Source organism: Lentzea sp. NPDC051838 (assembly GCF_040681245.1).
Lineage (GTDB): Bacteria > Actinomycetota > Actinomycetes > Mycobacteriales > Pseudonocardiaceae > Lentzea.
The window spans coordinates 472,651-497,384 of the sequence record NZ_JBFAYI010000004.1 but is presented as its reverse complement, the minus strand read 5'-3'; the positions used below and the strand labels follow the sequence as shown (position 1 = coordinate 497,384).

The window sequence follows — 24,734 nt, the reverse complement described above, 5'->3', positions numbered from 1 at the left end:
TGGAACACGCCCAGGTCAACCGCCTTTGAACACTGCATGCGTCTGCGTTTGCTCGGTGACTCCATCGCCGCGGGCGTCGGCAGCACACGTCGCGAGGACACCCTCGGCCCGTTGCTCGCCGCCCGCCTGCGCAAGGCCGGCCACGAGGTCGATCTGAGGGTGCTGGCCGTGCCCGGTGCCCGTTCGGCGGATCTCAACGCGCAGGTGAAGGCCGCGATCGCGAGCGGTGTGGACCTCGCCGTGGTGGTGATCGGCGCGAACGACCTGACGAGGTTCGTACCTGCGCATGTCGGCGCACAGCAGCTGTACGACGCCGTCAAAGAACTCCGTGACGTGGGCGCTCACGTCGTCGTCAGCACCGCGCCTGATCTGAGCGTGGTCGCGCACGTTCCTCCCGCGTTGCGCAACGTCGTGTCCGCGGTGAGCCGGGACTACGCCGAGGCACAACTGCGGGCCGTCATCCGTGCGGGCGGAGTGGTGGCCCACGTCGAACGCGCGGTCTCTCCGCGGTTCGCCGCGGATCCGACGCTCTTCGCCGCCGACCGCTTCCACCCGTCCGGTGCCGGTTACCGGGTGATCGCCGAGGCGCTCGCGCCCGCGGTCGAAGCGGTTCTGCACGCCTGAGCGATTGCGATCACGGGCCTGGCGTCGTACTGTCCGCACTAAGTTCAAGCATTGAACGAATGAGGTGGATGATGAGCACGCCCACTCCGGCGGACAAGTTCTCCTTCGGTCTGTGGACCGTGGGCTGGCAGGGTCGCGACCCGTTCGGCGAGGCCACGCGGCCCGAGCTGGACGTCGTCGAGGCGGTGCACCGGCTGGCCGAGCTGGGTGCGTACGGGCTGTCGTTCCACGACGACGACCTGTTCGGGTTCGCGGCGACCGAGCGCGAGAGGCAGATCGGCAGGCTGCAGGGCGCTCTGCAGGAGACCGGGCTCGTCATCCCGATGGTCACGACGAACCTGTTCAGCCACCCCGTGTTCAAGGACGGCGGCTTCACCAGCAACGACCGCGGCGTGCGGCGGTTCGCGCTGCGCAAGGTGCTGCGCAACATCGAGCTGGCGGCCGAGCTGGGCGCGCAGACGTACGTGCTGTGGGGCGGGCGCGAGGGCTCGGAGTACGACACGGCGAAGGACGTGCGGGCCGCGCTCGACCGGTACCGCGAGGCCATGAACCTGCTGACCCAGTTCGTCACCGACCGCGGTTACGACCTGAAGTTCGCGATCGAGCCGAAGCCGAACGAGCCGCGCGGCGACATCCTGCTGCCGACCGTCGGGCACGCGCTGGCGTTCATCACGACCCTGGACAAGCCCGAGCTGGTCGGCCTCAACCCCGAGGTCGGGCACGAGCAGATGGCCGGTCTCAACTTCGTGCACGGCATCGCGCAGGCGTTGTGGCACGGCAAGCTCTTCCACATCGACCTCAACGGTCAGCGCAGCATCAAGTACGACCAGGACCTGGTGTTCGGGCACGGCGACCTGATGAACGCGTTCGCTCTGGTCGACCTGTTGGAGGGCGCCGGTTACGACGGGCCGCGACACTTCGACTACAAGCCGTCGCGCACCGAGGACATCACCGGCGTGTGGGACTCCGCTCGCGCGAACATGCGGACGTACCTGCTGCTGAAGGAGCGCGCTGCCGCGTTCCGCGCCGACCCCGAGGTGCAGGAGGCTCTGGCCACGGCCGGCGTCGCCGAGCTCGGTCAGTCCACTTTGAACGCCGGCGAGTCCTATGAGGACCTGCTGAAGGACGACGGCTTCGACCCCGACGCCGCCGGTGAGCGCGGCTACGGGTTCGTGCGGCTCAACCAGCTCGCGCTCGAGCACCTCGCCGGGGCGCGCTGACATGACGCTCGTCGCGGGCGTCGACTCCTCGACGCAGTCGTGCAAGGTCGTGGTGCGCGAGGCGGAGTCCGGCAGGCTCGTCCGGGAGGGCCGCGCCGGCCACCCGGACGGCACGGAGGTCTCGCCGTCGCACTGGTGGACGGCGCTCCAGGCCGCGATCTCGGACGCCGGCGGGCTCGACGACGTCGCGGCGGTGAGCGTCGCCGGTCAGCAGCACGGCATGGTGTGCCTCGACGAGGACGGCGACGTCGTGCGAGACGCGTTGCTGTGGAACGACACCAGGTCCGCCGGTGCCGCTGCCGCGCTGACCGAGGAGCTGGGCGCGGCGGAGTGGGCGACGCGGATCGGCCTGGTGCCGGTCGCGTCGTTCACGATCACCAAGCTGCGCTGGCTCGCCGAGCACGAACCGGACAACGCCAAGCGCACCGCCGCCGTCTGCCTCCCGCACGACTGGCTGACGTGGCGGCTGCGCGGGTCCCGCGACCTGTCCGATCTGGTCACCGATCGCTCGGACGCGTCGGGCACCGGCTACTTCGACTCCGTCACCAACTCCTACGTCCCCGACCTGCTCTCGCTCGCTCTGGGACGTGCGGATGTCGTGCTGCCGCGCGTGCTCGGCCCGTCCGAGTCGGTCGACGGGTTCGGGCCGGGCGCGGGCGACAACGCGGCGGCGATCCTCGGCGTCGGCGCCGGCTCCGAAGTGCTGGTGTCGCTGGGAACGTCCGGCGTGGTCACGGCGGTCAGCGACGTGCGGGCCGAGGACCCGTCCGGCATCGTCGCGGGGTTCGCCGACGCCACCGGCCGCTACCTGCCGCTGGCGTGCACGCTCAACGCCGCCCGCGTGCTGGACGCGACCGCCCGCATGCTGGGAGTCGACCTCGCAACGTTGAGTTCGCTCGCGTTGAGTGCCAAGCCCGGGGCTGAGGGCATCGTGATGGTGCCGTACCTGGAAGGCGAGCGAACGCCGAACCTCCCGGACGCCACTGGCGCGTTGCACGGTCTGACGCTGGTCAACGCCACGCCCGCCAACATCGCGCGTGCGGCCGTGGAAGGCATGCTGTGCGGACTCGCCGTGGGCCTCGACGCACTCGCCTCGCAAGGTGCGGACGTGGGCGGCGTGCGGCTCGTTGGCGGTGCGGCGGTCTCTCCTGCCGTGCGGGAGATCGCGCCGACGGTGTTCGGTGTGCCCGTGACGGTTCCCGCACCTGGTGAGTACGTGGCCGACGGTGCCGCTCGTCAGGCCGCATGGACACTCACGGGCGGGACGACGCCGCCCTCGTGGACAGGATCGGAGAGTCTCAGGTACGAAGCGGCCGCGGTGCCGTCGATCCGGGCGCGGTACACCGAAGCGGCGCAGCGATACTTGACGCGATGACCACCGTCGACCACCTGCGTCAGGTTCGCCTCGGCAACCTGCGCACGGTGCTGCTCGCCCTCGTCGACCGCCCCGGCTCGCGAGCGGACCTGGCGACCCGCACCGGCCTGACCAAGGCGACGCTCTCGAACCTCACGGAACCGTTGCTGGCCAACGGAATCCTCATCGAGGACGCCGCCACGCTGGCCGGCATGGGCAGGCCGTCGAAGCCGTTGCGCTTCCACCCGGACGGCCCGGTCGCGGTGGGCGCGGAGATCAACGTGAGCCACCTCGCCGTCGAGACCCTGGGCCTCGACGGCGAGACCCTCCGCCGCCATCTCGTGCCCACCGACATCCGCACCCGCTCGGCCGACGACGTTCTCGACCAGGTAGCCGACCTGGTCCGCTCAGTCACCCCGTCCCGCCCGCTGCTCGGAGTCGGCCTGGCGGTGCCGGGCGTGGTGCAGGAGGGGATGCTCGTCCGGGCCCCCAACCTGCCTTCGCTCGTCGGTGTACCACTCGCCCGTGACCTCGGCCGTCGCCTCGGCCTCGACGTCGTGCTCGACAACGAGGCCAACCTCGCCGCCCTCGCCCACCTCTGGCCCCGCCACCTCGCGGGCGAGGACTTCGTGCACGTCAGCGCCGACGTCGGCATCGGCGCGGGCGTGGTCCTGGGCGGCGAGGTCTACCGCGGCGCCAGCGGTTTCGCGGGCGAGCTCGGCCACGTCGTGATCGAACGCAACGGCGTCCGCTGCACGTGCGGCAGCCGAGGATGCGTCGAGCGCTACGCGGGCCTCGACGTCATCCTCAAGGAAGCCGGCCGCCGCCACCTCGACTCCCTCGCTCGAGCGCTCGACGCAGGCGACCCCAAGGCTTTGAGTGCTGTCGCGGCCGCCGGAGAAGCGCTCGGCGTCGGCCTGGCCACGCTCATGAACCTCTTCGACGTCCCGACCGTCGTGCTCGGCGGCAGCTACGCCGTGCTGCACGAACACCTCAGCGCGGCCGTGCAGTCCGAAATGGACACCAGGGTGCTCGCGGGCGGCGAACGGCACACCAGGCTGGTCGCCTCGCCGCTGGGCGAGTTCGCGGTCGTCCGTGGCGCCGCCGGCCTCATCACGCGACGCGCGGTGCAGCAACCCGAGCGGCTCGTCGCCTGACACGCCTCAGGCGTAGTGGTCGAACTCGCTTTCCAGCACCCCTTCCCCGCGGGTCAGCGACGGCAGTCGTCGTTGCAGTTCGTGCACCCGTGCCGCCGGGATCTGTCCTTCCAGGACGGTCGAGGTCGTCGTGAGCGGAACCGCCCCCACCTTGCCCAGCGCGACGAGCACCGCGCTGAGGGCCTCCTCGGGAATCTCCAGCCAGAAGCGGTGCACCGGTTCGCACGTCACGGTTCCCGCCCGGCGCACCGCTTCGCGCAGCACGATCGGTGCCAGGCCTCGGAAGTCGCCCGCCGCACTCACCGGCGAGTAGTACCCGGAGTGCGTCATCGTGACCGTGCAGTCGTGGATCCGGTCGGTGCTCAACGTGTCGCGCACGCTCTCCTCGACGGCCTTGAAGAAGGCGAGCGGCAACGAGCCCAGTTCCACCTCCAGCCGGAACTCCTCGGGCCCCGGTTCGACCCGGAGCCCGATGGTGGCCGGGTACGGGTTCGCGCCGATGAAGCGCACCGCCTCACCCACGCCGCGGAGGCGCCGCACGCGGATCGTCCTCGTCTCGCGGAACGTCACGGCGAGGCCGTGCTCCAGAGCCAGCGTCGCCTCGATGACCTCCCGCTGCACCTCGCCGTACAACGAGACGACGAGGTCGTCACCGTCGAGCCGCAGGTTGATCAACGGATCCTGCTCGGCGAGCTGCTGGAGAGCGGCGTGCAGAGCTGCTCGATCGCGTGATTCCACAACAGTTTCCAGCGTCGGCCGCGCGAAGTGGTGGACCCGGTTCGGACGGGCGGCGCCGATCGTGTCGCCGATGCGGACGTCGAGGCCCCAGAGCTTCGCGATCTGCCCTGCCGTGGCGACGCGGCGGCGCGGTGCGGAGCCGCCCTCGAACACCGCGACCGCGGTGACTTTGCCTTCGCCGTCGCCGATTCTCACCCGATCACGGGTGCGCACGGTCCCGGAGAACAGCCGCACGAGCGCGATCTTCTCCCCCGCCGTGCCGCGTTCTACCTTGAACACCGTGCCGGACAGCGGTCCGTCCGCCGACACGGTCACCGCCAGGGACCTCACGATGGCGGTGACCAGATCGTCGACCCCGTCGCCGGTGATCGCGGAGCCGAAGAAGATCGGTGCGTCGGTCTCCAGCTTCTCGGCCACGTCGCGCGCCACCCGTGGCCCGTCGGCGCCACGGCGGTCCATCTTGTTCACGAACACGACAGTCGGAATCCCCAGACGCCGCAACGTGCGCATGAGCACGCGGGTCTGCGCCTGGACGCCCTCCACCGCGGACACGACGAGCACAGCGCCGTCGAGCACGTCGAGCACCCGTTCCACCTCGGCGATGAAGTCGGGGTGGCCCGGCGTGTCGATCAGGTTGACCGTGACGTCGTCGACGGTGAACGACGCCACGGCGGACTTGATCGTGATGCCGCGCTGCCTCTCGAGCGCGAGCGAGTCGGTCTGCGTGTTCCCGGCGTCCACGCTGCCGAGGGCGTCGATGACGCCCGCGGTGTGCAGCAGCCGCTCGGTGAGGCTGGTCTTACCGGCGTCGACGTGGGCCAGAACGCCGAGGTTCAAGGTGCGAGACAAGCGTCATGTCCTCTAGATAGGCGACGAAAACCTTCTGGGTGAACATGAACGCCTCGCGCATGTGCCTCTCCTCGTCCGGACGACTGGCCGTGCGCAGTGGAGCAGCTTTACGACGTGCGACGCAACCGGGTTTGTCCCTCGTGCGGTGCGGCAGCCCGAGCTCGTCGCACGGCCAGCCCGCCCAGCACCGCGGCTGCCACGCCCATCACCAGCGAGACGTAGCCACCGACGATGCCGTAGCCGGTGCCGGGGCCGCCCTTGGCCATCACGACCACCAGCACGCCGATCACCGCCCCGGCCACCCCGCAGGCCAACGCCACCACGCCCCGGCGCCGGGCGAACACGCCGAACCCGACTCCGGCCAGCCCCACCGCGGCACCCGCCAGAGACCAGGCTCGTCCCGCGGTCAACCCGTACACGACATCTGCGGCCATCACTGAAATAGACATGGCAGCAGGATGTGCGAGCGACCTGGGCCGGGTCGTCGTGCGAGCGCAGACATCGGGTACCGCAGGCGCGGTAGGCGGAACTGGTCCGGGTGACGAAGCAAAGGCAGACCTGGGGTACCGCAGGCGCCGCAGCGCTGACCGCACCAAGCGGCTGTGCGAGCGCACGCACCGACTACCGCACTCGCGGCAGGCAGGATGTGCACTGGGCCGTCGTGCGAGCGCAGGCACCGGCCACCGCGATCCACACCGCGTCACCGCTACCCCACCCACTCGCGCTCTACTGCGGGCGCAGTACTCCCGATCTCCTCCCCGCGCACGATCTACCAGGGCGAACACAGGCCTAAGCTGCACCCGTGAACAAACGCTGGCTGGACTGGGCGATCGCCGCCGGAGTGGCGGCGAGCCTCGTCGTGGCCGGGCACGGAGCACCCCCGCTGGGCTACGTCCTCCTGACGGCGAGCGGTCTGGCGCTGGTGGCCCGCCGACGAGCCCCGATCGCCGTCCTCGCCGCCACCGGCCTCACCGCGCTGGGCTACCAGGCGCTGGGCGTGGACGTGCCGGTGATCGCCTTCCTGTTCGCCGTCTACTCGACGATGAGGGCCGGCCACCGCGTCGTCACGGTCGTCGGCTCCGTGCTGATGCTCGCCGCGCTCCCCCTCGCGGCCCTCATCTCGCCGCGCGACCTGACCACGCCCGAAGCGTTCGCCCAGTCCCGCGACGTCCTCCAGATCGCCTGGCTCATCGCCGCGGCGGCTGCGGGCGAGGCGCTCAGACAGGCCGAACGCCGGGCCGACGAAGCCGAGCGCACTCGCGAGGAGACCGCCAGGAGGCGCGCCAACGAGGAACGCCTCCACATCGCGCGCGAGCTGCACGACTCGCTCACCCACCAGATCTCGGTGATCAAGCTGCAGGCCGAGGTCGCGGTCCACCTGGCCCAGAAGCGCGGCGAAGAGGTCGCGGAGCCGCTCCTAGCCATCCGCGACGCGGGTAGAGAAGCCGCCAGGGAGCTCCGGGCGACACTGGAAGCACTCAGGGACGACGACAAGAACCCGCCGCACGGCATCGACGACGTCCCCGACCTCGTCCAGAAAGCCCGGAGCACCGGCCTCGACGCCCAGCTGACCATCGAGGGCGAGCGCAACACCGTGCCGGCCGCTGTCGAACGGACCGCGTACCGGATCGTGCAGGAGTCGCTCACCAACATCGCCCGTCACGCCGCTGCGGCATCGGCGAAGATCAGCATTGACTACCAGCCCAACGCCCTCGTCATCCGGATCGACGACGACGGCAAGGCGAACCCGGACACGAAAGCGAACCCAGGCGTCGGGTTGCTCGGCATGCGCGAACGCGTCACGGCCCTCGGCGGCACGCTCGACGCCGCGCCACGAAGAGAAGGCGGCTTCACCGTGCAGGCCGAACTTCCGGTGGCGCGGCCGTGATCCGCGTCCTGCTGGTCGACGACCAGCCGCTCATCCGCAGCGGTTTCAGGGCGCTGCTGGAAGCCGAGGACGACATCGAGGTCGTCGCCGAGGCAGCGGACGGCCTGCAAGGGCTCACCGAAGCGCGAACACACCGGCCGGACATCGCGCTGATGGACATCCAGATGCCCGTCCTGGACGGCATCGAGGCGACCCGCCAGATAGCCGTGGACGAGAACCTCGCCGACACCCACGTCGTGATCCTGACCAACTACGGCCTCGACGAGTACGTGTTCCACGCGCTCAAAGCGGGTGCGGCGGGGTTCCTGGTCAAGGACATCCAGCCGGAGGACTTCCTGCACGCGGTCAGGGTCGCCGCGAGAGGTGACGCGCTGCTAGCCCCGTCCATCACCCGCAAGCTCATCGACCGGTACGTCAGCCGCCCACCGCACCCCAACGGCGACCTCCCGCAGCTCACCAACCGCGAGCGCGAGGCGGTGACCCTGGTCGCGCAGGGCCTGTCGAACGACGAGATCGCCACCACGATGGTGATCAGCCCGCTGACCGCCAAGACCCACGTCAACCGCGCGATGATGAAGCTGCACGCCCGCGACCGCGCCCAGCTCGTCGTGATCGCCTACGAGACCGGCTTGGTGGTCCCGCACAGCTCCTGATCATCGCCGGGCAGGTACGTGGCGCGTTCCTCGGGAGTCAGGTCGCGGCCGGTCTCCGCGCAGATCCGCCGCTCGGCGTCCACAGTGGACAGCGACCACCGGATGATCCGCGCGTCGTTCGCGCCGGACAGCAGCTCGTCGGAACCAAGAAAAGCGACCGCCTGCACCGGGCCGGTGTGCCCGCTCAGGGACGTGCCGGTGCGCGTCCCGAGGTCCCACACGACCACCGAGTCGTCCTCTCCCCCGGACGCCAGCCTGGTGCCGTCGGGGTTGAACGCCAGCGTCACCACCGGCGCCGAATGCCCGGTCAGGGCCATCAGCTCGGCACCCGACGCCACGTCCCAGACCTTGATCGTGCGGTTGGCTCCCGCGGTGGCGAAACGCGTCCCGTCCGCGCTGATCGCCACGTCGCGGACGTCGCCCTGGCCGGTGCTGACCCGGCGTTCCATCCTGTCGGCGGCCACGTCCCACAGCATCGCGCCACCCGCCGGATCGGTGGAGATCAGCAGCCTGCCGTCCGGCGTGAACTCGACGGCGCTCGCGATGTACGGGGCACCGGGGAACGCACTCTGCGCGAAGTCCGGCACGCTCCAGCGGAACCGGCCGAGCGACGCCGTGACGATCCCGCCGCCGTCGGGCTGGAAGGCGAGGTCGGTCGACGCGCCCAAACCGCTGTAGGAGAACTCCTTCAGCCGCTCCCTGCGAGCCACGTCCCAGACCGTGATGGTGTGGTTGCGGGTCACCGAGGCGAGCCGCGTGCCGTCGGGACTGAACCGCGCGGACTCCACCCGGTCCGGATGACCGTCCAAAGTGGCCACTGCAGTGCCGTCGGACCGCCACAGCCGCACCGTGCCGTCGTCACCTGCCGACGCGACCAGGTCCTGGTGCACGTCGAGGTCGTTGATGCCGTCGGCATGTCCGGTGAACGGCGGCACGGCGTTCTCGCGCACCGCCACCACCCGGCCGAACCCGCCGGACACCAGCAAAGTCCCGTCCCTGCCCAGCGCCAGTGCCCTGGACTCGGTCCGGCCGCGGTCGCGGTAGGTGGTGATCGGACGGCCGGCGCGGATGTCCCAGATCGTGATCAGGCCGTCCTCGTCCGACACCGCCATCCGGCCACCGACCGGCTTCGAGGCCTCCCACGCGTACGGGCCCTGCTTCGGCAGCTCGAACTTCAAGGCACCACTGACGTCCCAGAACTTCACGCCATCGCGCAAGGTGGCCGTGACGACGGTGGCGGGCCCGTCGAAGTAGACGTTGTTGACCTCCAGCGACGGAATCTCGCCGACCCGCGCACCCGACGCCACGTCCCAGACCAGCGGGCGGTCCTTGCCGTTCGCGGTGACGAGCAACGAGCCGTCCTCGTTGAACGCCAACGTGTTCACCTCGTGCCCGTGCCCGCGGAACGTGCGCTTGGTACGAGCGACGACGTCCCACACCTCGACATCACCACCGGCCACGCCGACCGCGAACGACTTGCCTGACGGATGAAACGCGAGCCCGTCCGCCAGCACGTCGAACCGTTGCGAGAAAACGGGTTTGCCGGTCGTCCGATCCCAGACCACGACGTCGCCAGGGCTGCCGGCCAGCGACGGCAGGCTGGCGCTGGAGGCGACGAACCTGTCGTCCGCGCTGAACTCGACGCGCCGGGCGTACCCGCCCTCGGTGAGCGCGTTGTGGTCGGACAGCACGAGCCTTCGTTCGCGGGTCTTGAGGTCCCACAACGTGACCAGCCCGTCCCGATCCGCGGTCGCGGCCACGTCGCCCTTGCCGGACACCGACAATCCCCACACCGACGGCCCGTCCGCGTTGAGCTCGACCCGGCGGCGAGGAGCGGACGCGGTGCTCAGCAAGGCTCCGGTGGTGTCGTCGTCGGCATGCAGCCGGAACGCGGCGATCGCGAGCAGTCCGGCCAGGTCCGGCGCGGTGTCGATGAGGTTGCGGGCGCTCAGGGCGAGCTGGTGCGCCTGGTCGGTTCGTTGCCGCAGCTGGGCTTCGGCCGTCTGCCACCACGCGACACCACCACCGCCCGCGGCCAGCAGGAGCAGCACACCCATGATCGACACCAGCCTGGTGAGCAGCCGGTTCCGCCGCTTCACGCTGACCTGTTCGGCTTCCTCACCGTTCAGACTCGCCTGCAGGAACTCGTCCTCGGCCGCGTTCAGCTCGCCCGGATGCTCCTGGGCCCACGCCGTCGCCGTGATCAGCTGCGCGCCCCGGTACAGCGCGCCACCATCGCGATCCAGCTCGCCCCACGTGTGCGCGGCCGCGGTGAGCCGCCGATGCACCAGCAACGTCGAGCGGTCGTCGGACAGCCAGCGCTGCAACCGAGGCCACGCGCGGATCAGAGCTTCGTGCGCGATCTCGACGGTGTCCTCGTCGAGCACCACCAGCCGATCCGCGACGAGCCTGGCGAGCACCCTGTCGATGACCTGCGGCGACGCGATGCCGTCGAGCTCGGAACGCTGGATCGGCCGGCGGGTGTCCTCGGTGCCGTCGCCGAACGCCGTGAGCCGCACCAGAATCCGTCGCATCGCGTGCTGTTCGACGTCCTTCAGCTCGTCGTAGGCACGTTCGGCGGTCTGGGCGATCGCACCCCGGACGCCACCACCGGCCCGGTACGCGGCGAGGGTCAGCTCGGCTTGTGAACGTTGCCAGGTCTCGACCAGAGCATGCGACAGCAAGGGAAGCGCGCCCGGTTCGGCCTCGACGTCGGCCAGCACCGTCGCCAGCAGGTCCGCGGCCACTGACACCCCGCTCATGGTCGCGGGCCGCAGCACGATGTCGCGGAGATCCGCGGCCGAGGGCGGGCCGACCAGCACGGTCGCCTCGTCCGCGAGCGCTTCGACCAGGTTCGGGTGCTGCGTCACGTGAGCCAGGAAGTCGGCCCGGATGCCGAGCACGACCCGCGTGCGGCGATGCGGACCCTGAGCCGCGTCCAGCAGCACCCGGATGAACTGAGAGCGTTCATTTTCATTGGCGCACAATGTGAACAGCTCTTCCAGCTGATCCACCACGAGCAGCACGCGGACGTCGTCCGGCCCGTTCGCCAGCTGGTTGCGCACCTCGATGTCGAACGCCGACGGATCGGCGGCGAGGTCGAGCCGCGTGCCGAGGGCGACACCCAAAGCCTCCAACGGGCGCGCGGTCGGCGTGATCACGATCGGCCGCCACGTCTCGTCGAGCCCGCCGACCACACCGGCCCGCAACAACGACGACTTGCCGCTGCCCGACGCGCCGAACACACCGACGACCGGGTAGCGGTCGATCCGGCGCGTCACCAGCTCGACCAGGTGGTCACGGCCGAAGAACCACGGGTGGTGCTCCGGCTGGTACGCCATCAGGCCGCGGTACGGGCAGTCGGTGCGGGTGACCTTGACCGGCGCGGGAAAGTCGAGCGGCTGACCTCGCAGCATCGTCTCGTGCAGCCCGCGCAGCTCGGCACCCGGTTCGATGCCGAGGTCGTCGATCAGCCGTTCCCGCGTCCGCCGGAACGCCTCCAGCGCCTCGGCCTGCCGACCAGCGCCGTACAACGCGGTCATCAGCTTGGCGTGCAACGGTTCGCGGTACGGGTTCTGCTGAGCAAGCTCGTGCAGCTCACCGATCACCTCGGCGTGCCGGCCCAACGCCAGCTCGGCCGAGAAACGCGCCTCCGCGGCCCGCAGCCGAGCCTCGTCGAGCCGCGCGGCGAACTGGTCGGGCAGGTCGGCGTAGGCAGGCCCGCGCCACTTGCCCAGCGCCTCGCCGAGCAGGTCCACGGCCTTCGCGGGGTCGCCGTCCGCGAACGCCTGTTCGCCGTCCTCCAGCAGCTGGTCGAACCGGTCGGCGTCCAGCTCGCCCGGAGAGACCGCGACCGAGTACCCGGCCGGCTTGCGCTCGATCCGCCCGCCGAGCGCCCGCCGCAGTTGGTAGACGTACAGCCGCACGTTCTCCTGCGCCGAGGCCGGCGGCTCCTCCCACAACGCCTCGATCAGCCGCTGCGGGGACACCGGCGTGTTCGCGTGCCGGAGCAACATCGCGAGCAGGATCCGCTGCTTCGCGGACCGCAGCGAGACCTCGCCGTCGTCGCCCAGCACGACCAGCGGCCCGAGCACCCGGAACTCCACGCACACCCCCCACGAGTACCGCGAACGGTAACAACGACCAGGCGTTATACGCAGCCGATACGGAGAAATACGGCTCCACGCCAACCGTTCCGGCATGTGCGGACAATCCATGTCGCGCTGTCTCTGCGCAGCGCCCTGCTGGCCGATCAGCTCTCCTCCCGCCTCGCCGCCACCCCGTGGGCTGAGCCAGGCACTCCCGCCGACGTGACGGTCGTCGACGCGGAGAACGCGCGCGGGCCACGCACCATCGCGGTCCTCGCGTCGGCGAGCGTCGTGGAAGGCCTCGTGCAGGCCGGCGTCACCGGGCTCGTGCTCGCCGACGACCCGTTGGACGACATCGTGCGGGCGATCCACGACGTCCACGTGTTCGGTGGCTGGGTCTCACCGCGGCTGGTGTCATCGCTGCTGCCACCACCCCCGCCGGCGTCGCTGACCCTGCGCGAGCGCGAGACTTTGAAACTCGTGGCGGAGGGCTGGGAGAACGCCGAGATCGCCGCCGCCATGTTCATCACGGTGAGCGCGGTGAAGTTCCACGTGTCGAACCTGCTGCGCAAGTTCGGCTGCCGCGACCGCACACAACTGGTCTCGCGACTAGGGCGCCCGCTACCCATCCCTTCCTAGCGTGCGTCGCATGAGAATCCTCGTCGCGGGCCTGATCGCGTTCGGCGTCCTGATAGGACTGGTCAGCCCTGCCCAAGCGGCCCTGCCCTCCTGGCCGAACGTCAAGATCGGCCAGACCGGCGACAACGTCCTGACCGCCCAGCACCTGCTGCGCCACCGCGGCTACAACATCGCGGCCGACGGCGACTTCGGCTCCGGCACCCAGGCGGCGGTGAAGCAGTTCCAGACCGCCAACGGCCTGTCGTCGGACGGCGAGATCGGCCCGAACACCTGGCCGAAGCTGATCGTGAGCGTGCAGCGCGGCAACAACAGCGAGGCCGTCCGCGCGGCCCAGGTCCAGCTCAACCGCTACGGCTACGGCCTGTCCGTCGACGGCGACTTCGGCGGCGGCACCCACAACGCGGCGGTCGCGTTCCAGAGCTCGAAGGGCCTGGAAGCGGACGGCATCGTCGGCCCGAACACCTGGCAGACCCTGGTCGGCGGCACCCCGTCGTCCGGCGGCGGCTCCTACAGCCTGCCGCTCGCCCGCAGCGCCCTGCCGCGCAGCGAGTACGACGACCCGCACCACGACTACCCGGCCATCGACCTGCCGGTGAACACCGTCCCGGCCTACGCCGCGGTCACCGGCACCGCCTACCGCATCAACGACAGCAGCTGCGGCTACGGCCTGCGGATCGTCAAGAACGGCGTCGACTACATCTACTGCCACTTCTCCGGCTGGTCGGTCGCGAACGGCGCGGCGGTCAGGGCGGGCGACAGGGTCGGCACCACGGGCAACACCGGCAACTCGACGGGCCCGCACCTGCACTTCGCCATCAAGATCAGCGGGACGTCCTACTGCCCGCAGAACTTCCTGCTCGCGATCTACGACGGCCGCACCCCGCCCACGCCGTCCTCGCTGCCGAGGACCGGCTGCTTCTACTGATGTCCACCTGGGTGCGCGTGCACTGGCTCGGCGGCACTTCCCGTCGCGAGCCAGGCACGCGTGCTCTCGTAAGCAGACGAGATGAGCATCTTCGACTGGCTGAAGTCACCGGGTGACACGCTCAGCGGGCACAACGCGGGCACGACCCGCACCTGCGAGCCGTAGCGCTCGACGTCCAGCGTGAGCCGGTGGTTCACCAGCAACGTCAACGCCTGCAGCGCCACCCCCAGCGCGCTGCGCGGCGGTGAGGTCAGGTCGCACGCGTACCCGGTCGGCAGCACCCACACCTCGTCCGCGCCGAGGTTGATCGCGTGCGAGACCGGCGTGTTGTTCACCGCTCCCCCGTCCACGAGATAGCGGCCGTCGAGCACCACCGGCGGGAACACCCCGGGAATCGCGGTGCTCGCGAGCACCGCGTCGACCGCACGCCCGCCGGAGAGCAGCACTTCCGCGCCGGACAGCACATCGGTCGCACCGACGTGAGCGGGAATGGCGGCCCGCGCCAGGTCCAGGTCGCCCAGCGACCTCTCCAGCAACCGGCGCAACGACGAGCTCGGCACCAGGTGATCGCGGAAGCCGACCAGCCCCAGCAGACCCTGCACCGGCCTCAACGGGAACACGTCGGTGCGCGACAACGACGTCCACAACGACGCCAGACCCTCCACATCGGACGGATTGGCGGCGAACCACACCGCGTTCGCCGCCCCGACCGAGGTGCCCACAACGAGATCCGGGCGAACGGCAGCCTCTGTCAAGGCCGCGAGCATGCCGACCTCGACCGCGCCCAGACTGCCGCCGCCCGCGAACACGAACGCGGTCGCCATCCCGTCATCCTCGCCTCCCGAACCTAGCCCCGGCGAGTGGCCAATTCATCCGCAACGGGTGACCCGCCGCGCCTGACCTCCGGACGAGCCTGGGGAAACAGCCGGAGACGAGAGGTGGCGACGTGGAGAAGCAGAGGCTCGCGGAACCGGGTCCGTGGCGGAAGTGGGGGCCGTATCTGAGCGAACGGCAGTGGGGCACGGTCAGAGAGGCGTTCGGCGACGGTGGCGCGTGGGAGTCGTTCACCCACGACCAGGCCCGATATCGCGCCTACCGGTGGGGCGAGGACGGGCTGGCGGGGTTCAGCGACGACCGGCAGCGGATGTGTCTCGCGCTGACGTTGTGGAACGGCAAGGACCCGATCCTCAAGGAGCGGTTGTTCGGTCTCACCAACTCCGAGGGCAACCACGGCGAGGACGTCAAGGAGTGCTACTTCTACCTCGATGCCACCCCGACGGCGTCCTACCTGCGGATGCTCTACAAGTACCCGCAGCAGCCGTTTCCGTACGAGGACCTCAGGTACACCAACGCCGCGCGCAACCGCAACGAGGCGGAGTACGAGCTGCTCGACACCGGGGTGTTCGACGACAACCGCTACTTCGACGTCGTCGTCGAGTACGCCAAAGCAGGGCCGGACGACATCCTCATGCGGGTCACCGCGCACAACCGCGGGCCGGAGGACGCCACGCTGCACCTGTTGCCCACCTTGTGGTTTCGCCACACCTGGTCCTGGGCCGGCGACGACCGGGTCCCGAGCCTGCACACCTGCGCGCCGAACACGATCCGTGCCGAACACGCCGAGCTCGGCACGTGGTGGTGGTACGTGGAACAGCCGGTGCCCCTTCTGGTGACGGAGAACGAGACCGACAACGAGCGCGTGTTCGGCTCCCCCAACACCGCCCGGTTCGTCAAGGACGGCATCGAACGCGTCGTGATCCACAGCGAACCGGCGGTCTCCCCGGACGGTGTCGGCACGAAAGCCGCCGCGCACCACGAGTTCCGCATCCCCGCCGGAGAAAGCGCCACCGTCAGGATCCGGTTCACGAACAGGAGCACCGCAGACCCGTTCGCGAGCTTCGACGCCACCATCAGCGAACGCCGTACCGAAGCCGACGACTTCTACGACGAGGTGCTCCAAGGCGATCCGAAGAGCGACCAACGGCTGGTGTGCCGGCAGGCGCTCGCGGGTCTGCTGTGGTCGCAGCAGTACTACGCGTTCGACGTCGAGCGCTGGCTCACCGAACGCGGCGTCGACCCGCTGACGTCCGGCCAGGACTGGCGCCACCTCGTCGCCGAGGACGTCATCGTCATGCCGGACAAGTGGGAATACCCGTGGTTCGCCGCCTGGGACCTCGCGTTCCACGCCGTCCCACTGGCCACAGTGGACCCCGATCTCGCCAAACGGCAGATCGAACTGCTGCTCACGCGCCGCTATCTGCACCCGAACGGCCAGATCCCGGCCTACGAGTGGAACTTCAGCGACGTCAACCCGCCCGTGCACGCGTGGGCCGCCTGGTACGTGTACCAGCTGGACAACGACACCGAGTTCCTCAAGCGCGTGTTCCACCCGTTGCTGCGCACGTTCGACTGGTGGCTCAACCGCAAGGACGCCGACGGCCGCAACCTGTTCCAGGGCGGGTTCCTCGGCCTCGACAACATCGGGGTGTTCGACCGCAGCGCGCCACTGCCGACCGGCGGGCGGGTCGACCAGGCCGACGGCACCGCGTGGATGGCGCTGTACTGCCAGAACCTCGTGCAGATGGCGCTGGAGCTCGGCAAGGACGACCCCGCGTACCTGGAGCACGCCGCCACGTTGATGGAGAACCTCTCCTGGATCGCCGCTGCCACCGGCCACGTCGGCAGCGGACTCTGGGACGAGGACGAAGGTTTCTTCTTCGACGTGCTGCGGCACCCGGATGGTCGCGTCACACCGTTGAGAGTCCGGTCCGCCGTCGGCCTGCTGCCCCTGGCCGCGGCGACCGTGATCAGCGCTGAGGTGCGGCGCGACCATCCCGAGCTCGTCGAGGACATGCGCGGGTTCCTCGACCGGCACCCGGCGGTGCGCACGGCGCTGTGGGGGCACGGCGCCCAGGCCGACGCGCACGGTCCGGTGCTCTTCTCGTTGTTCGACGAGGAACGCCTGCGCCGGATCCTCACCAAGATGCTCGACGAACGGGAGTTCCTGAGCCCGCACGGGATCCGGTCGTTGTCGCGCTGGCACGAAGATCACCCGTACGTGCTCGTCGTCGACGGCGTGGAGCACCGCGTCGGGTATCTGCCCGCCGAGTCCGACAACGGGATGTTCGGCGGCAACTCGAACTGGCGCGGCCCGGTGTGGTTCCCGATCAACGCGCTGGTGATCCGCGCTCTGCTGCACCTGCACGAGTACTTCGGCGATCGCTTCACCGTCGAGTGCCCCACCGGTTCCGGACGGCAGCTCACCCTCCGCGAGGTGGCGGACGACATCAGCGAACGGCTGCTCGACACGTTCCTCGCCGGTGTCGACGGGATGCGACCTGTCCACGGTGGACAGAAGCGGTACGCGAACGACCCGCACTGGCAGGACCTGGTGCTGTTCTACGAGTACTTCCACGGCGACAACGGCGCCGGCCTCGGTGCGAGCCACCAGACCGGGTGGACCGCTCTCGTCGCCCTTCTCCCCCAGGTGGTGACGCGATGAGCTGGCCGGAAGAACCCGTGATCTACGAGGTCAACACCGCTGTCTGGCTGGGTGAGCTCTCGCAGGCCGCCGGACGCCGGATCACCCTCGCCGAGGTGCCCGTGGCGGCCTGGCACGCGATCACCCCGGCCGGGGTCGACGCGGTGTGGCTGATGGGCGTGTGGGAACGCAGCACGCTCGGGCTGGCGATGGCGAACGCGCACTCCGGCCTGCGGGCGTCGTTCGTCGAAGCACTACCCGATCTGCGACCAGAGGACGTCCTCGGGTCGCCCTACTGCGTGCGGCGATACGTCGTGGCGGAGGAGTTCGGTGGCGACGAAGGCCTGGCCAGGGCACGGGCGGAACTGGCGGCGCGCGGGGTGCGGCTGGTCCTCGACTACGTGCCGAACCACGTGGCGCCCGATCACCCGTGGGTGACCGAGCACCCGGAGTTCTTCGTGCACGACGAGAACGGCGAGATCGCGCTCGGCCGCGACCCGTACTTCCCGCCCTGGCCCGACGTCTTCCAGCTCGACGCCTTCTCGCCCGCGCTCCGGACGGCCGCGACGATGACGCTCTCCAGCATCGCGGCCCGTTGTGACGGCATCCGGTGCGACATGGCGATGCTCGTGACGAACGAGGTCTTCTCCCGGACGTGGGGCCTGCCGCGCGTGCCGGAGCAGGACTTCTGGCCGGAGATCATCGGCGGGCTGCGAGCGCGGCACCCGGAGACCGTGCTGATCGCCGAGGCGTACTGGAACATGGAGTGGCCGTTGCAGCAGCAGGGTTTCAACTTCTGCTACGACAAACGGCTCTACGACCGGCTCGTCTCCGGCGATGTCGGCGGTGTGCGCGACCACCTGCGCGCCGATCCCGGCTACCAGTCGAGGCTGATGAGGTTCCTGGAGAACCAGGACGAGCCGCGCATCCTCAGCGAGCTCGAACCGGAAGCGGCCCAGGCGGCCGCGGTCGTGATCGCCACGCTGCCCGGCGCGACGCTGTGGCACGAGGGCCAGTTCGAGGGCAGGAGGGTGCGTCCGCCGGTGTTCCTCGCGCGCCGCCCGGACGAGCCGCTCGACCACGACCTCGCCGCCTGGTACCGGTGGCTGCTCGCGGTCGTGGCCGACCACCGGGTCCGCCGCGGCGACTGGCGCCTGCTGGAAGCCGAGGGCTGGCCGGACAACGAGTCGTGTCACCGGCTGCTCGCGTGGGAGTGGGCGGCGGCCGACGGCACCAGGCACGTCGTGGTGGTCAACTTCTCCGACCAGCCCGCTCAGGGGCTGCTGCCCGTGGGCTGGTCGGAGAAGTACACCGACCTCCTCGACGGTGGAGTTGTGTTCGAAGCCGTCAGTCGGCTGTACGTGGCTCTGGGGCCGTGGGGATGTCACCTGTTCGTGGCGGCCTGAGCAACGCCGCCGCCCAGCCCGCCGCCGGGTCCAGGTCGACCAGCAGCACCTTCACCAGCACGGTGAGCGGTACCGCCAGCAACGCGCCGAGCGGTCCGAGCACCCAGGCCCAGAACACCAGGGCCAGGAAGGTGAAGGTGGTCGACAACCCGGCGGCGTCGCCGGTGAACCGGGGCTGGATCAGCGACTGCACCACGAAGTTCAGCACGCCGTAGAACGCCAGCACGGCCAGCGCCTTGCGCGGGCCGTGCTGCAGCAGCGCGAGCACCGCCGGTGGCGCCACCCCGAGGATGAACCCGATGTTGGGGATGTAGTTGGTGACGAACGACAACACACCCCACAACAGGGCCAGCGGAATGCCCAGCAACGCCAGCGCGACCGTGTCCAGTGCCGCCACGACGAGCCCGAACACCGTCGTCACCAGGATGTATCTGCGCGTACGCCGGACGAACTCCGTCAGCGCCTCCCGCAGCTGTGGCCGGTCCATCGCGATCTCGGCCAGCCTGCCGTTCGCCGCGCCGACCTCGACACCGAGGAACAGCAGCAGCGCCAACAGGAACACCAGACTCGTGGTGAGACTCGTCAGATCGGTCAGCAGCCCGCCGATCACCCCGACCAACCGGCCGCGGTCGACGCCGTCGATCGCCCGCTCGGCCCGCAGCACCAGTTCCTGCTGCGCGAACTCCGGCACCATCGCGACCAGCCGTGCGCCGGACACCACGACGGTGACGGCCACGACCGCGAGCACGCTGTAGACGAGCAGCACCACGGCTGTCGTCGCCAGCCACGGCGGCGCGCCGCGGCCGCGCAGCCACCGGTGTGCGGGACTGACCGCGATCACGACCAGCAACGCCAGCATCGCCGGCGCCACCAGCCACGCGACCGCCCGCACACCGGCGACCACGACGACCGCGGCCGCGCCACCGAGCAGGATCGTGAGTGCGCGAGGCATCAACGGTGGTGTGTCTGCTCAAGCCGGGTGGACGTCACGTCTCAAGCCGGGTGGACGTCACGTCCGCCTCTGGGCCGTGGACGACCACGGCCCAGATCACCGTGACGCACAGAGCGATGACGATCGTGGACCACAGCGGGTGAACCGACACGAAAGCCAGTTGCGCCACCGCGTTCACGACCGCCAGCACCACGGCGACCACCCTGGCCCACGCGGCACCGGAGAGCAGCGCGCCGCCCGCGAGTGCCACCAGAATGCCGATCAGCAGGGTGATCCAGCCCCACGTGGTGATGTCGAAGACGAGCACCTGCGTCTCCGTCACGACGTAGTACTCACCGCGGAACAACGCCACCAGCCCCTCAATGGCGTTGAACGACCCCATGACGATCATCATGATGCCCGCGAACCAGATCCAGCCGAGCCAGCCTGTCTCCCGCATAGTGCCTCCGTTGTCGTGGGTTGTTCTTGCGTGGCAACGGTGCATCGGCGCGGTGCGCGGATCTTCACCCGTGACGGGTGAGGACTGCCGGGTGCGGTTCTCGCAGAGTTCTGGGCATGGCCACTTTGACCGTGTGGAAGTTCGACACCTCCGACGGGGCGCGCACCGCGCTCGACCTGTTGCGCAAGCTCCAGGAACAACAGCTGATCTCCATCCGCGACACCGCCTACGTGTACTGGGAGGTCGACGCGAAACGCCCGAAGACCAAGGAGCTCGGGAAGCTCACCGGAGCGGGCGCGCTCGGTGGCGCGTTCTGGGGCCTGCTCTTCGGGCTGATCTTCTTCATCCCCGTGCTCGGTGCCGCGATAGGGGCCGGTGTCGGTGCCTTGGCGGGATCGCTCTCGCGCGCGGGCATCGACGACGACTTCGTCCAGCAGGTCAGGGAGAACGTCACGCCCGGCACGTCCGCGCTGTTCGTCATGTCCGAGAACGCCGTCGTCGACAAGGTCGCCCACGAGTTCAAGCAGACCGGGGCCCAGCTGATCACCACGAACCTCTCCGTGGAGCAGGAGAAGCTGCTCAAGGAGACGTTCTCGGCTTGAGCCGCGCCATGATCGCGGCGGTGGTGCGGCCGGTGACGACAGTCGGGGTGCTGTTGCTGGTCTACTACCGCCTTCCGATGGACCAGCCGGAGAACGGTCACACCGTTCTCCGGCTGGTCTCCGGCATTTTGCTGGTTGTCGTGGTGCTGTGGTGGCAGGTGAGGATGATCGCGCGGTCCCGTCGTCCGCTCTGGCAGGGCGTGCAGGCGCTGGCGTTGGTGATCCCGTTGTTCCTGCTGCTGTTCGCCAACGCGTGCTTCCTGCTGGCCCGGCACCAACCCGGCAGTTTCAGCGTGGAGCTGAGTCGCACGGACGCGCTCTACTTCGTGGTCACGGTGTTCGCCACGGTCGGATTCGGGGACATCGTGCCGGTTTCGGAGCTGGCGCGCATCGTCGTCACCGTGCAGATGATCGGCGACCTGCTCGTCATCGGTGTGGCGCTGAAGGTCATTCTGCTTGCCGTGCGCCGTCGTTCCGGATGAACACCGCGAGCCCGAACCCCAGGACGCTGAAGAGGATGAGCAGCACGAGCGCGGCGCGGTGGTCGACGACGGAGCCGACCATCGCGACGCCCAGCGACGAGCCGAGGTTCGAGACAGCGCGCGACACCCCCGAGACGTCCGCCTGGTCGGTGTCGGGCCACCGGGACTGCACGACGTTCACCGACGCCGTCAGCATGATCCCGATGCCCGCGCCGATCAGGAACAACCCGTCCGGCACGAACAGCGTGCCGGCGATGGTGATCAGGAAACCCCAGCGGATCAACCGGTTCTGGGGATGTTTGCGGGCGAGCCTCCCCGCGAGCGCGGACGTGACGAGCAGGCCGATCGTGGCCGGCAGCAGCGCCAGGCCCGTCTCGATCGCGCTGAGCCCTTCGACCTGCTGCAGGTGCACGGACAGCACGAAGAACGTGCCCTGCAGCACCAGCCACTGCACGAGCTGGGTGCCCAGGCCGAGGTTGGACGTCCGGTCGCGGAACAGCTTCGGCTCGCACAACGGTTCCGGAGTCTTCCTGATGTGCCAGGCGAACAGCCCGATCACCACGGCACCCGCCACGACGATCGGCCAGGTGGTGCGCAGGACGCCGAGCACGACGAGCGCCATGCCCGCGCCGGACAGCACCGCGCCCAGCAGGTCGAACTTCTTGTGGTGGCGTTCGGGTGCCGGAAGTTTCCGCGCCAGCAGGATGATGACCGCCACGACCACGACCTGAAGCAGGAACGAGGCCCGCCAGCTGAACGCGCTCGTGACGAGCCCGCCCAGCAACGGGCCCGCCGCCGCGCCCAGCCCACCCGCGCCGCTGACCATCCCGAACCCGCGCGCCCGTTGCGCCTTGTCGGTCGTGAGCGCGGTGACGAGGATGTAGATCGGCGGGATCATCATCGCCGACCCGACACCCTCCAGCAGCGCGTAACCCACTGTCAGCAAACCGATGCCAGGGGCGAGAGCGGCGAGCAGCGCGCCCGTGCCGTAGATCCCGAGGCCGACGACGAAACAGCGGCGGCGGCCCCAGATGTCGGTGAGCTTGCTGCCCGGCACCATCAGCGCGGCCATCACGAGGGTGAACAACGTGATCGTCGTCTGGACACCGGAGATCGTGGTGCCGAGGTCGTCCGCGATCGTGCTGATCGCCACGTTCATGTTGGTGGCCGCGTAGCTCGCGATGAACTGGGCCAGCGCCAAGGGGAGGATCTTCACCCTCAGTCTCCCGCACGCAGGTGCTCGGCCGCCTTGCCCAGCAGCGCGTGGACCGTCCGCAGCACGTCCGCCACCCGGTCGCGGTGCTCCCGCAGCACCTCGATCCGCTCGCGCGCGGTCTCCTCCAGCACGTGGATGTCGCGCAGGGCTTCCTTGCGCCGCAACGCCAGCGCGAGCTCGAAGTCCTCCTGGACCGTGGCCCGGCGCCGGGCCGCCGCGTCGTCGAGCGCTCGCCTGCGGGCGTCGCTGTCGCGGTCGAGCCTGCTCATCCGCGCGCGGGTCGAGCTGAGGAGCTCTCGGTGTTCGACGTGCACCGCGCCCGCCTGCTCGGCGATCGAGGCCGCCTGCTTGAGCGCGGCGTCCACCGCGTGCCGAAGCTGTTCACCGACCGCGTCCGGGGACAACGGCCTGCGGCACACCCGGTCGAGCCGGTCGCGCAGCTCGCGGTTCTCCTCGCGCGCCGCCTCCAGGTTCTGGGCCAGCGACAGCGCCCTGGCCTCGGCGGCGTCGCGGTCGGCGCACACCAGCGCGATGTCTCGTTCCGCGGTGTCGACGAAGTACCGGACCTGGTCGCGCCGGTAGCCGATCCAGGCGACGTCGAAGCCGGTGCGCAGCGGCACCAGTTCGGCCGTCATGACCGCACCAGCGCGAGCGGCACCCGGCACAGACCGCCGATGTCCTCCAGAGGCGCGGACGACGTACCCGAGGTGATCACGTGCACGCGGGTGTCGCTCAACAAGGCCGCTCGCACGGCCACGTCGGCGAGCAGACCGCAGCGGCGGGCCGGTGACCAGTCGCGCGCCACGTCCGTCGGCGCAGGGCCGTACCAGGCGGTCGCCGTGACGTCCTCCGGATAGCCGACGAGCAGGTCCTCCAGCCTCCCGTCCGCGATCGCGTCGATGGTGTCGTCCACGCCCTCCACGGACAGCTGCCGGGCACGTCCGCGCGCGTTGAAGTCGTCGAGCACCCCGTCGGTCCACGAACGGGCCGCGGCGAGGGTTTCGGCGGCGATGCGGCTCGGCGTCAGATCCGTGCCGGTCCAGCGCACCGCGACGGTGCGGCGGACGGGGGCGGGCAGCGCCTCCCACAACGCGCCCACCACCTCGTCCTCCCCCGCGACCACCAGCAACCTCGCGTCGTGGCGGTCGAGCATCTCGGCGCACGCGGCCGCGGCGGACCGGACGCCCTGCCGCCACGACGGTGCCGGATAGCTGAGCACCACCCGGCGCGAGTCACCCGCCACCAGTTCGGTGCTGTCGCGTCCCGCGGCCATCGCCACGCGCGCCGGACGTTCCTGCAACCAGGCGAGCAACGGCAGCACGTGCGCCGGGGAGCTGAACCACGCCAGGTCCAAGTGGCGCAGGCCGGGTGCGTGGAAGACGCGCGCCGGCAGTTCCTCGCCCGCGAACGCGACGAGCGTGTCGGCGGACGGATAGGCGGCACGGGCACGGCTCAGCACCTCGCCGACCGTGTCGACCAGTTCCGGTCCCGCGCCGTCGCAACGCAGCTGGTCGGCCAGACGCACCCAGCGCGCCCGCCAGCCCAGCAACGGGCTCGACCCCAGGTAGACGGACGCGACAGGACGGGCGGGGCGCACCACGTCCAGCAGATCTCGCAACGCAAGTCGGCAGCTCATGAGCCACAGGTTCGGCGGGCGGCACTCACCGCTGCTTCACCCGCCTCAGGTGATCCACCTCCAGTCCGGCACACCCGTACCGCCCGCTCCGGGGGAGGCCGCACGCGTGTGGGCAGGACGAGCCTCGGAACGCGGAGGAGGTGACCGAATCTTGAGCCGTCAACCCAACCGCTCCCGGTCCCGGCGCATCGTGCTGGCCGTGGCCGTGTGCCTCGCACTGGCCGTCACCAGCGACGACGACTGCACACCGCCCACCGGCACGTTCGCCGCACTCAGTCTGCTGCCGCGGCTGATGGGCGCGTTCGCCCGTGGGCTCGTGCTGATTTCCCTGTCCGACAAGGACATCGAGGCGGAATGTCCGCCACCGGGGTGATGCGGTTCGATC

At 70.0% G+C, this 24,734-nt stretch carries 22 protein-coding genes; 13 read left to right on the top strand and 9 right to left on the bottom strand.

The genetic code is table 11. The annotated features are described in order from the left end of the window. Positions 1 to 36: 36 nt before the first annotated feature. From AB0M24_RS13465 to AB0M24_RS13450, 4 genes are all read left to right on the top strand, one after another. Positions 37 to 624 carry an SGNH/GDSL hydrolase family protein gene (locus AB0M24_RS13465; RefSeq protein WP_363765594.1) on the top strand — a complete coding sequence of 196 codons (588 nt, stop codon included), beginning with the start codon at positions 37 to 39 and terminating at the stop codon, positions 622 to 624. A gap of 68 nt (positions 625 to 692) precedes the next feature. After that, a complete protein-coding gene (gene xylA / locus AB0M24_RS13460) occupies positions 693 to 1,844 on the top strand; it encodes a xylose isomerase (protein WP_363765753.1) in 1,152 nt (383 codons plus the stop codon). A 1-nt stretch (position 1,845) separates the two neighbouring features. After that, a complete protein-coding gene (locus AB0M24_RS13455) occupies positions 1,846 to 3,219 on the top strand; it encodes an FGGY family carbohydrate kinase (protein ID WP_363765591.1) in 1,374 nt (457 codons plus the stop codon). Next, positions 3,216 to 4,355 carry an ROK family protein gene (locus AB0M24_RS13450; RefSeq protein ID WP_363765588.1) on the top strand — a complete coding sequence of 380 codons (1,140 nt, stop codon included), beginning with the start codon at positions 3,216 to 3,218 and terminating at the stop codon, positions 4,353 to 4,355. The genes AB0M24_RS13455 and AB0M24_RS13450 overlap by 4 nt, the downstream gene beginning before the upstream one ends. Positions 4,356 to 4,361: 6 nt before the next feature. Here the strand turns inward: AB0M24_RS13450 and AB0M24_RS13445 are convergent, their stop codons facing one another. Together AB0M24_RS13445 and AB0M24_RS13440 are read right to left on the bottom strand one after the other, a co-directional pair. Next, positions 4,362 to 5,942, bottom strand: a complete 1,581-nt coding sequence (locus AB0M24_RS13445) for a translation factor GTPase family protein (protein WP_363765585.1) — start codon at positions 5,940 to 5,942, stop codon at positions 4,362 to 4,364. A gap of 107 nt (positions 5,943 to 6,049) precedes the next feature. Further along, entirely contained in the window at positions 6,050 to 6,391 is a 342-nt protein-coding gene (locus tag AB0M24_RS13440; RefSeq protein ID WP_363765583.1) for a DUF6223 family protein, read from the bottom strand. Positions 6,392 to 6,744: 353 nt separating this feature from the next. On the opposite strand from AB0M24_RS13440, the gene AB0M24_RS13435 reads away from it, so the two are divergent. Continuing rightward, positions 6,745 to 7,830, top strand: a complete 1,086-nt coding sequence (locus AB0M24_RS13435) for a histidine kinase (protein WP_363765580.1) — start codon at positions 6,745 to 6,747, stop codon at positions 7,828 to 7,830. After that, positions 7,827 to 8,483 (top strand): response regulator transcription factor, encoded by a 657-nt coding sequence (locus AB0M24_RS13430; RefSeq protein WP_363765577.1) that lies wholly within the window; start codon positions 7,827 to 7,829, stop codon positions 8,481 to 8,483. The genes AB0M24_RS13435 and AB0M24_RS13430 overlap by 4 nt, the downstream gene beginning before the upstream one ends. On the opposite strand, the gene AB0M24_RS13425 is transcribed toward AB0M24_RS13430, so the two are convergent. Beyond that, positions 8,447 to 12,589, bottom strand: coding sequence for a BTAD domain-containing putative transcriptional regulator (locus AB0M24_RS13425; protein WP_363765574.1), 4,143 nt, complete (start codon positions 12,587 to 12,589; stop codon positions 8,447 to 8,449). The genes AB0M24_RS13430 and AB0M24_RS13425 overlap by 37 nt on opposite strands. A gap of 96 nt (positions 12,590 to 12,685) precedes the next feature. Here AB0M24_RS13425 and AB0M24_RS13420 point away from each other — a divergent pair, with 96 nt between their 5' ends. Next, complete coding sequence (locus AB0M24_RS13420) at positions 12,686 to 13,210, top strand: response regulator transcription factor (protein WP_363765571.1); 525 nt, start codon at positions 12,686 to 12,688, stop codon at positions 13,208 to 13,210. A gap of 10 nt (positions 13,211 to 13,220) precedes the next feature. Beyond that, complete coding sequence (locus AB0M24_RS13415) at positions 13,221 to 14,135, top strand: peptidoglycan-binding protein (protein WP_363765568.1); 915 nt, start codon at positions 13,221 to 13,223, stop codon at positions 14,133 to 14,135. Here AB0M24_RS13415 and AB0M24_RS13410 read toward each other — a convergent pair. Next, positions 14,129 to 14,959, bottom strand: coding sequence for a patatin-like phospholipase family protein (locus tag AB0M24_RS13410; RefSeq protein WP_363765566.1), 831 nt, complete (start codon positions 14,957 to 14,959; stop codon positions 14,129 to 14,131). The genes AB0M24_RS13415 and AB0M24_RS13410 overlap by 7 nt on opposite strands. Positions 14,960 to 15,081: 122 nt before the next feature. Between AB0M24_RS13410 and AB0M24_RS13405 the strand changes: the two genes are divergently transcribed. Both AB0M24_RS13405 and AB0M24_RS13400 read left to right on the top strand, forming a co-directional pair. Then, the gene (locus AB0M24_RS13405; protein ID WP_363765564.1) at positions 15,082 to 17,637 is read left to right on the top strand and encodes a glucosidase; all 2,556 of its coding nucleotides are present in this window, start codon (positions 15,082 to 15,084) and stop codon (positions 17,635 to 17,637) included. Continuing rightward, on the top strand, positions 17,634 to 19,022 hold the full coding sequence (locus tag AB0M24_RS13400; protein ID WP_363765561.1) for an alpha-amylase family glycosyl hydrolase: 1,389 nt from the start codon (positions 17,634 to 17,636) through the stop codon (positions 19,020 to 19,022). Before AB0M24_RS13405 ends, AB0M24_RS13400 begins: the two co-directional genes overlap by 4 nt. Here the strand turns inward: AB0M24_RS13400 and AB0M24_RS13395 are convergent. Both AB0M24_RS13395 and AB0M24_RS13390 read right to left on the bottom strand, forming a co-directional pair. Continuing rightward, complete coding sequence (locus tag AB0M24_RS13395) at positions 18,964 to 19,974, bottom strand: AI-2E family transporter (RefSeq protein WP_363765558.1); 1,011 nt, start codon at positions 19,972 to 19,974, stop codon at positions 18,964 to 18,966. The two genes, AB0M24_RS13400 and AB0M24_RS13395, sit on opposite strands and share 59 nt — an antisense overlap. Positions 19,975 to 20,008: 34 nt before the next feature. Beyond that, positions 20,009 to 20,413: a hypothetical protein gene (locus tag AB0M24_RS13390; protein WP_363765555.1), complete on the bottom strand. Its 405-nt coding sequence runs from the start codon at positions 20,411 to 20,413 to the stop codon at positions 20,009 to 20,011. Between the two features lie 116 nt (positions 20,414 to 20,529). Here AB0M24_RS13390 and AB0M24_RS13385 point away from each other — a divergent pair, with 116 nt between their 5' ends. Together AB0M24_RS13385 and AB0M24_RS13380 are read left to right on the top strand one after the other, a co-directional pair. Then, positions 20,530 to 21,015, top strand: coding sequence for a DUF1269 domain-containing protein (locus AB0M24_RS13385; RefSeq protein ID WP_363765552.1), 486 nt, complete (start codon positions 20,530 to 20,532; stop codon positions 21,013 to 21,015). Next, positions 21,012 to 21,497 (top strand): potassium channel family protein, encoded by a 486-nt coding sequence (locus AB0M24_RS13380; protein WP_363765549.1) that lies wholly within the window; start codon positions 21,012 to 21,014, stop codon positions 21,495 to 21,497. The genes AB0M24_RS13385 and AB0M24_RS13380 overlap by 4 nt, the downstream gene beginning before the upstream one ends. Here AB0M24_RS13380 and AB0M24_RS13375 read toward each other — a convergent pair. Genes AB0M24_RS13375 through AB0M24_RS13365 form a run of 3 tightly spaced genes read right to left on the bottom strand, consistent with a single transcriptional unit; the run spans position 21,463 to position 24,349 of the window. Further along, positions 21,463 to 22,713 carry an MFS transporter gene (locus AB0M24_RS13375; RefSeq protein WP_363765546.1) on the bottom strand — a complete coding sequence of 417 codons (1,251 nt, stop codon included), beginning with the start codon at positions 22,711 to 22,713 and terminating at the stop codon, positions 21,463 to 21,465. The two genes, AB0M24_RS13380 and AB0M24_RS13375, sit on opposite strands and share 35 nt — an antisense overlap. A gap of 2 nt (positions 22,714 to 22,715) precedes the next feature. Beyond that, a complete protein-coding gene (locus tag AB0M24_RS13370; RefSeq protein WP_363765543.1) occupies positions 22,716 to 23,348 on the bottom strand; it encodes a hypothetical protein in 633 nt (210 codons plus the stop codon). Then, positions 23,345 to 24,349: a hypothetical protein gene (locus AB0M24_RS13365; RefSeq protein ID WP_363765540.1), complete on the bottom strand. Its 1,005-nt coding sequence runs from the start codon at positions 24,347 to 24,349 to the stop codon at positions 23,345 to 23,347. Before AB0M24_RS13365 ends, AB0M24_RS13370 begins: the two co-directional genes overlap by 4 nt. 151 nt (positions 24,350 to 24,500) lie before the next feature. On the opposite strand from AB0M24_RS13365, the gene AB0M24_RS13360 reads away from it, so the two are divergent. After that, positions 24,501 to 24,722: a hypothetical protein gene (locus AB0M24_RS13360; RefSeq protein WP_363765537.1), complete on the top strand. Its 222-nt coding sequence runs from the start codon at positions 24,501 to 24,503 to the stop codon at positions 24,720 to 24,722. The last annotated feature ends 12 nt before the right edge of the window (positions 24,723 to 24,734 follow it).

Excerpts from the sequence above, each read along its gene's own strand:
- AB0M24_RS13390 (WP_363765555.1), bottom strand. The coding sequence starts at position 20,413 with ATGCGGGAGACAGGCTGGCTCGGCTGGATCTGGTTCGCGGGCATCATG.
- AB0M24_RS13395 (WP_363765558.1), bottom strand. The coding sequence starts at position 19,974 with ATGCCTCGCGCACTCACGATCCTGCTCGGTGGCGCGGCCGCGGTCGTC.
- xylA (WP_363765753.1), top strand. The coding sequence starts at position 693 with ATGATGAGCACGCCCACTCCGGCGGACAAGTTCTCCTTCGGTCTGTGG.
- AB0M24_RS13440 (WP_363765583.1), bottom strand. The coding sequence starts at position 6,391 with ATGTCTATTTCAGTGATGGCCGCAGATGTCGTGTACGGGTTGACCGCG.
- AB0M24_RS13400 (WP_363765561.1), top strand. The coding sequence starts at position 17,634 with ATGAGCTGGCCGGAAGAACCCGTGATCTACGAGGTCAACACCGCTGTC.
- AB0M24_RS13410 (WP_363765566.1), bottom strand. The coding sequence starts at position 14,959 with ATGGCGACCGCGTTCGTGTTCGCGGGCGGCGGCAGTCTGGGCGCGGTC.
- AB0M24_RS13415 (WP_363765568.1), top strand. The coding sequence starts at position 13,221 with ATGAGAATCCTCGTCGCGGGCCTGATCGCGTTCGGCGTCCTGATAGGA.
- AB0M24_RS13385 (WP_363765552.1), top strand. The coding sequence starts at position 20,530 with ATGGCCACTTTGACCGTGTGGAAGTTCGACACCTCCGACGGGGCGCGC.
- AB0M24_RS13465 (WP_363765594.1), top strand. The coding sequence starts at position 37 with ATGCGTCTGCGTTTGCTCGGTGACTCCATCGCCGCGGGCGTCGGCAGC.
- AB0M24_RS13365 (WP_363765540.1), bottom strand. The coding sequence starts at position 24,349 with ATGAGCTGCCGACTTGCGTTGCGAGATCTGCTGGACGTGGTGCGCCCC.
- AB0M24_RS13450 (WP_363765588.1), top strand. The coding sequence starts at position 3,216 with ATGACCACCGTCGACCACCTGCGTCAGGTTCGCCTCGGCAACCTGCGC.
- AB0M24_RS13370 (WP_363765543.1), bottom strand. The coding sequence starts at position 23,348 with ATGACGGCCGAACTGGTGCCGCTGCGCACCGGCTTCGACGTCGCCTGG.
- AB0M24_RS13455 (WP_363765591.1), top strand. The coding sequence starts at position 1,846 with ATGACGCTCGTCGCGGGCGTCGACTCCTCGACGCAGTCGTGCAAGGTC.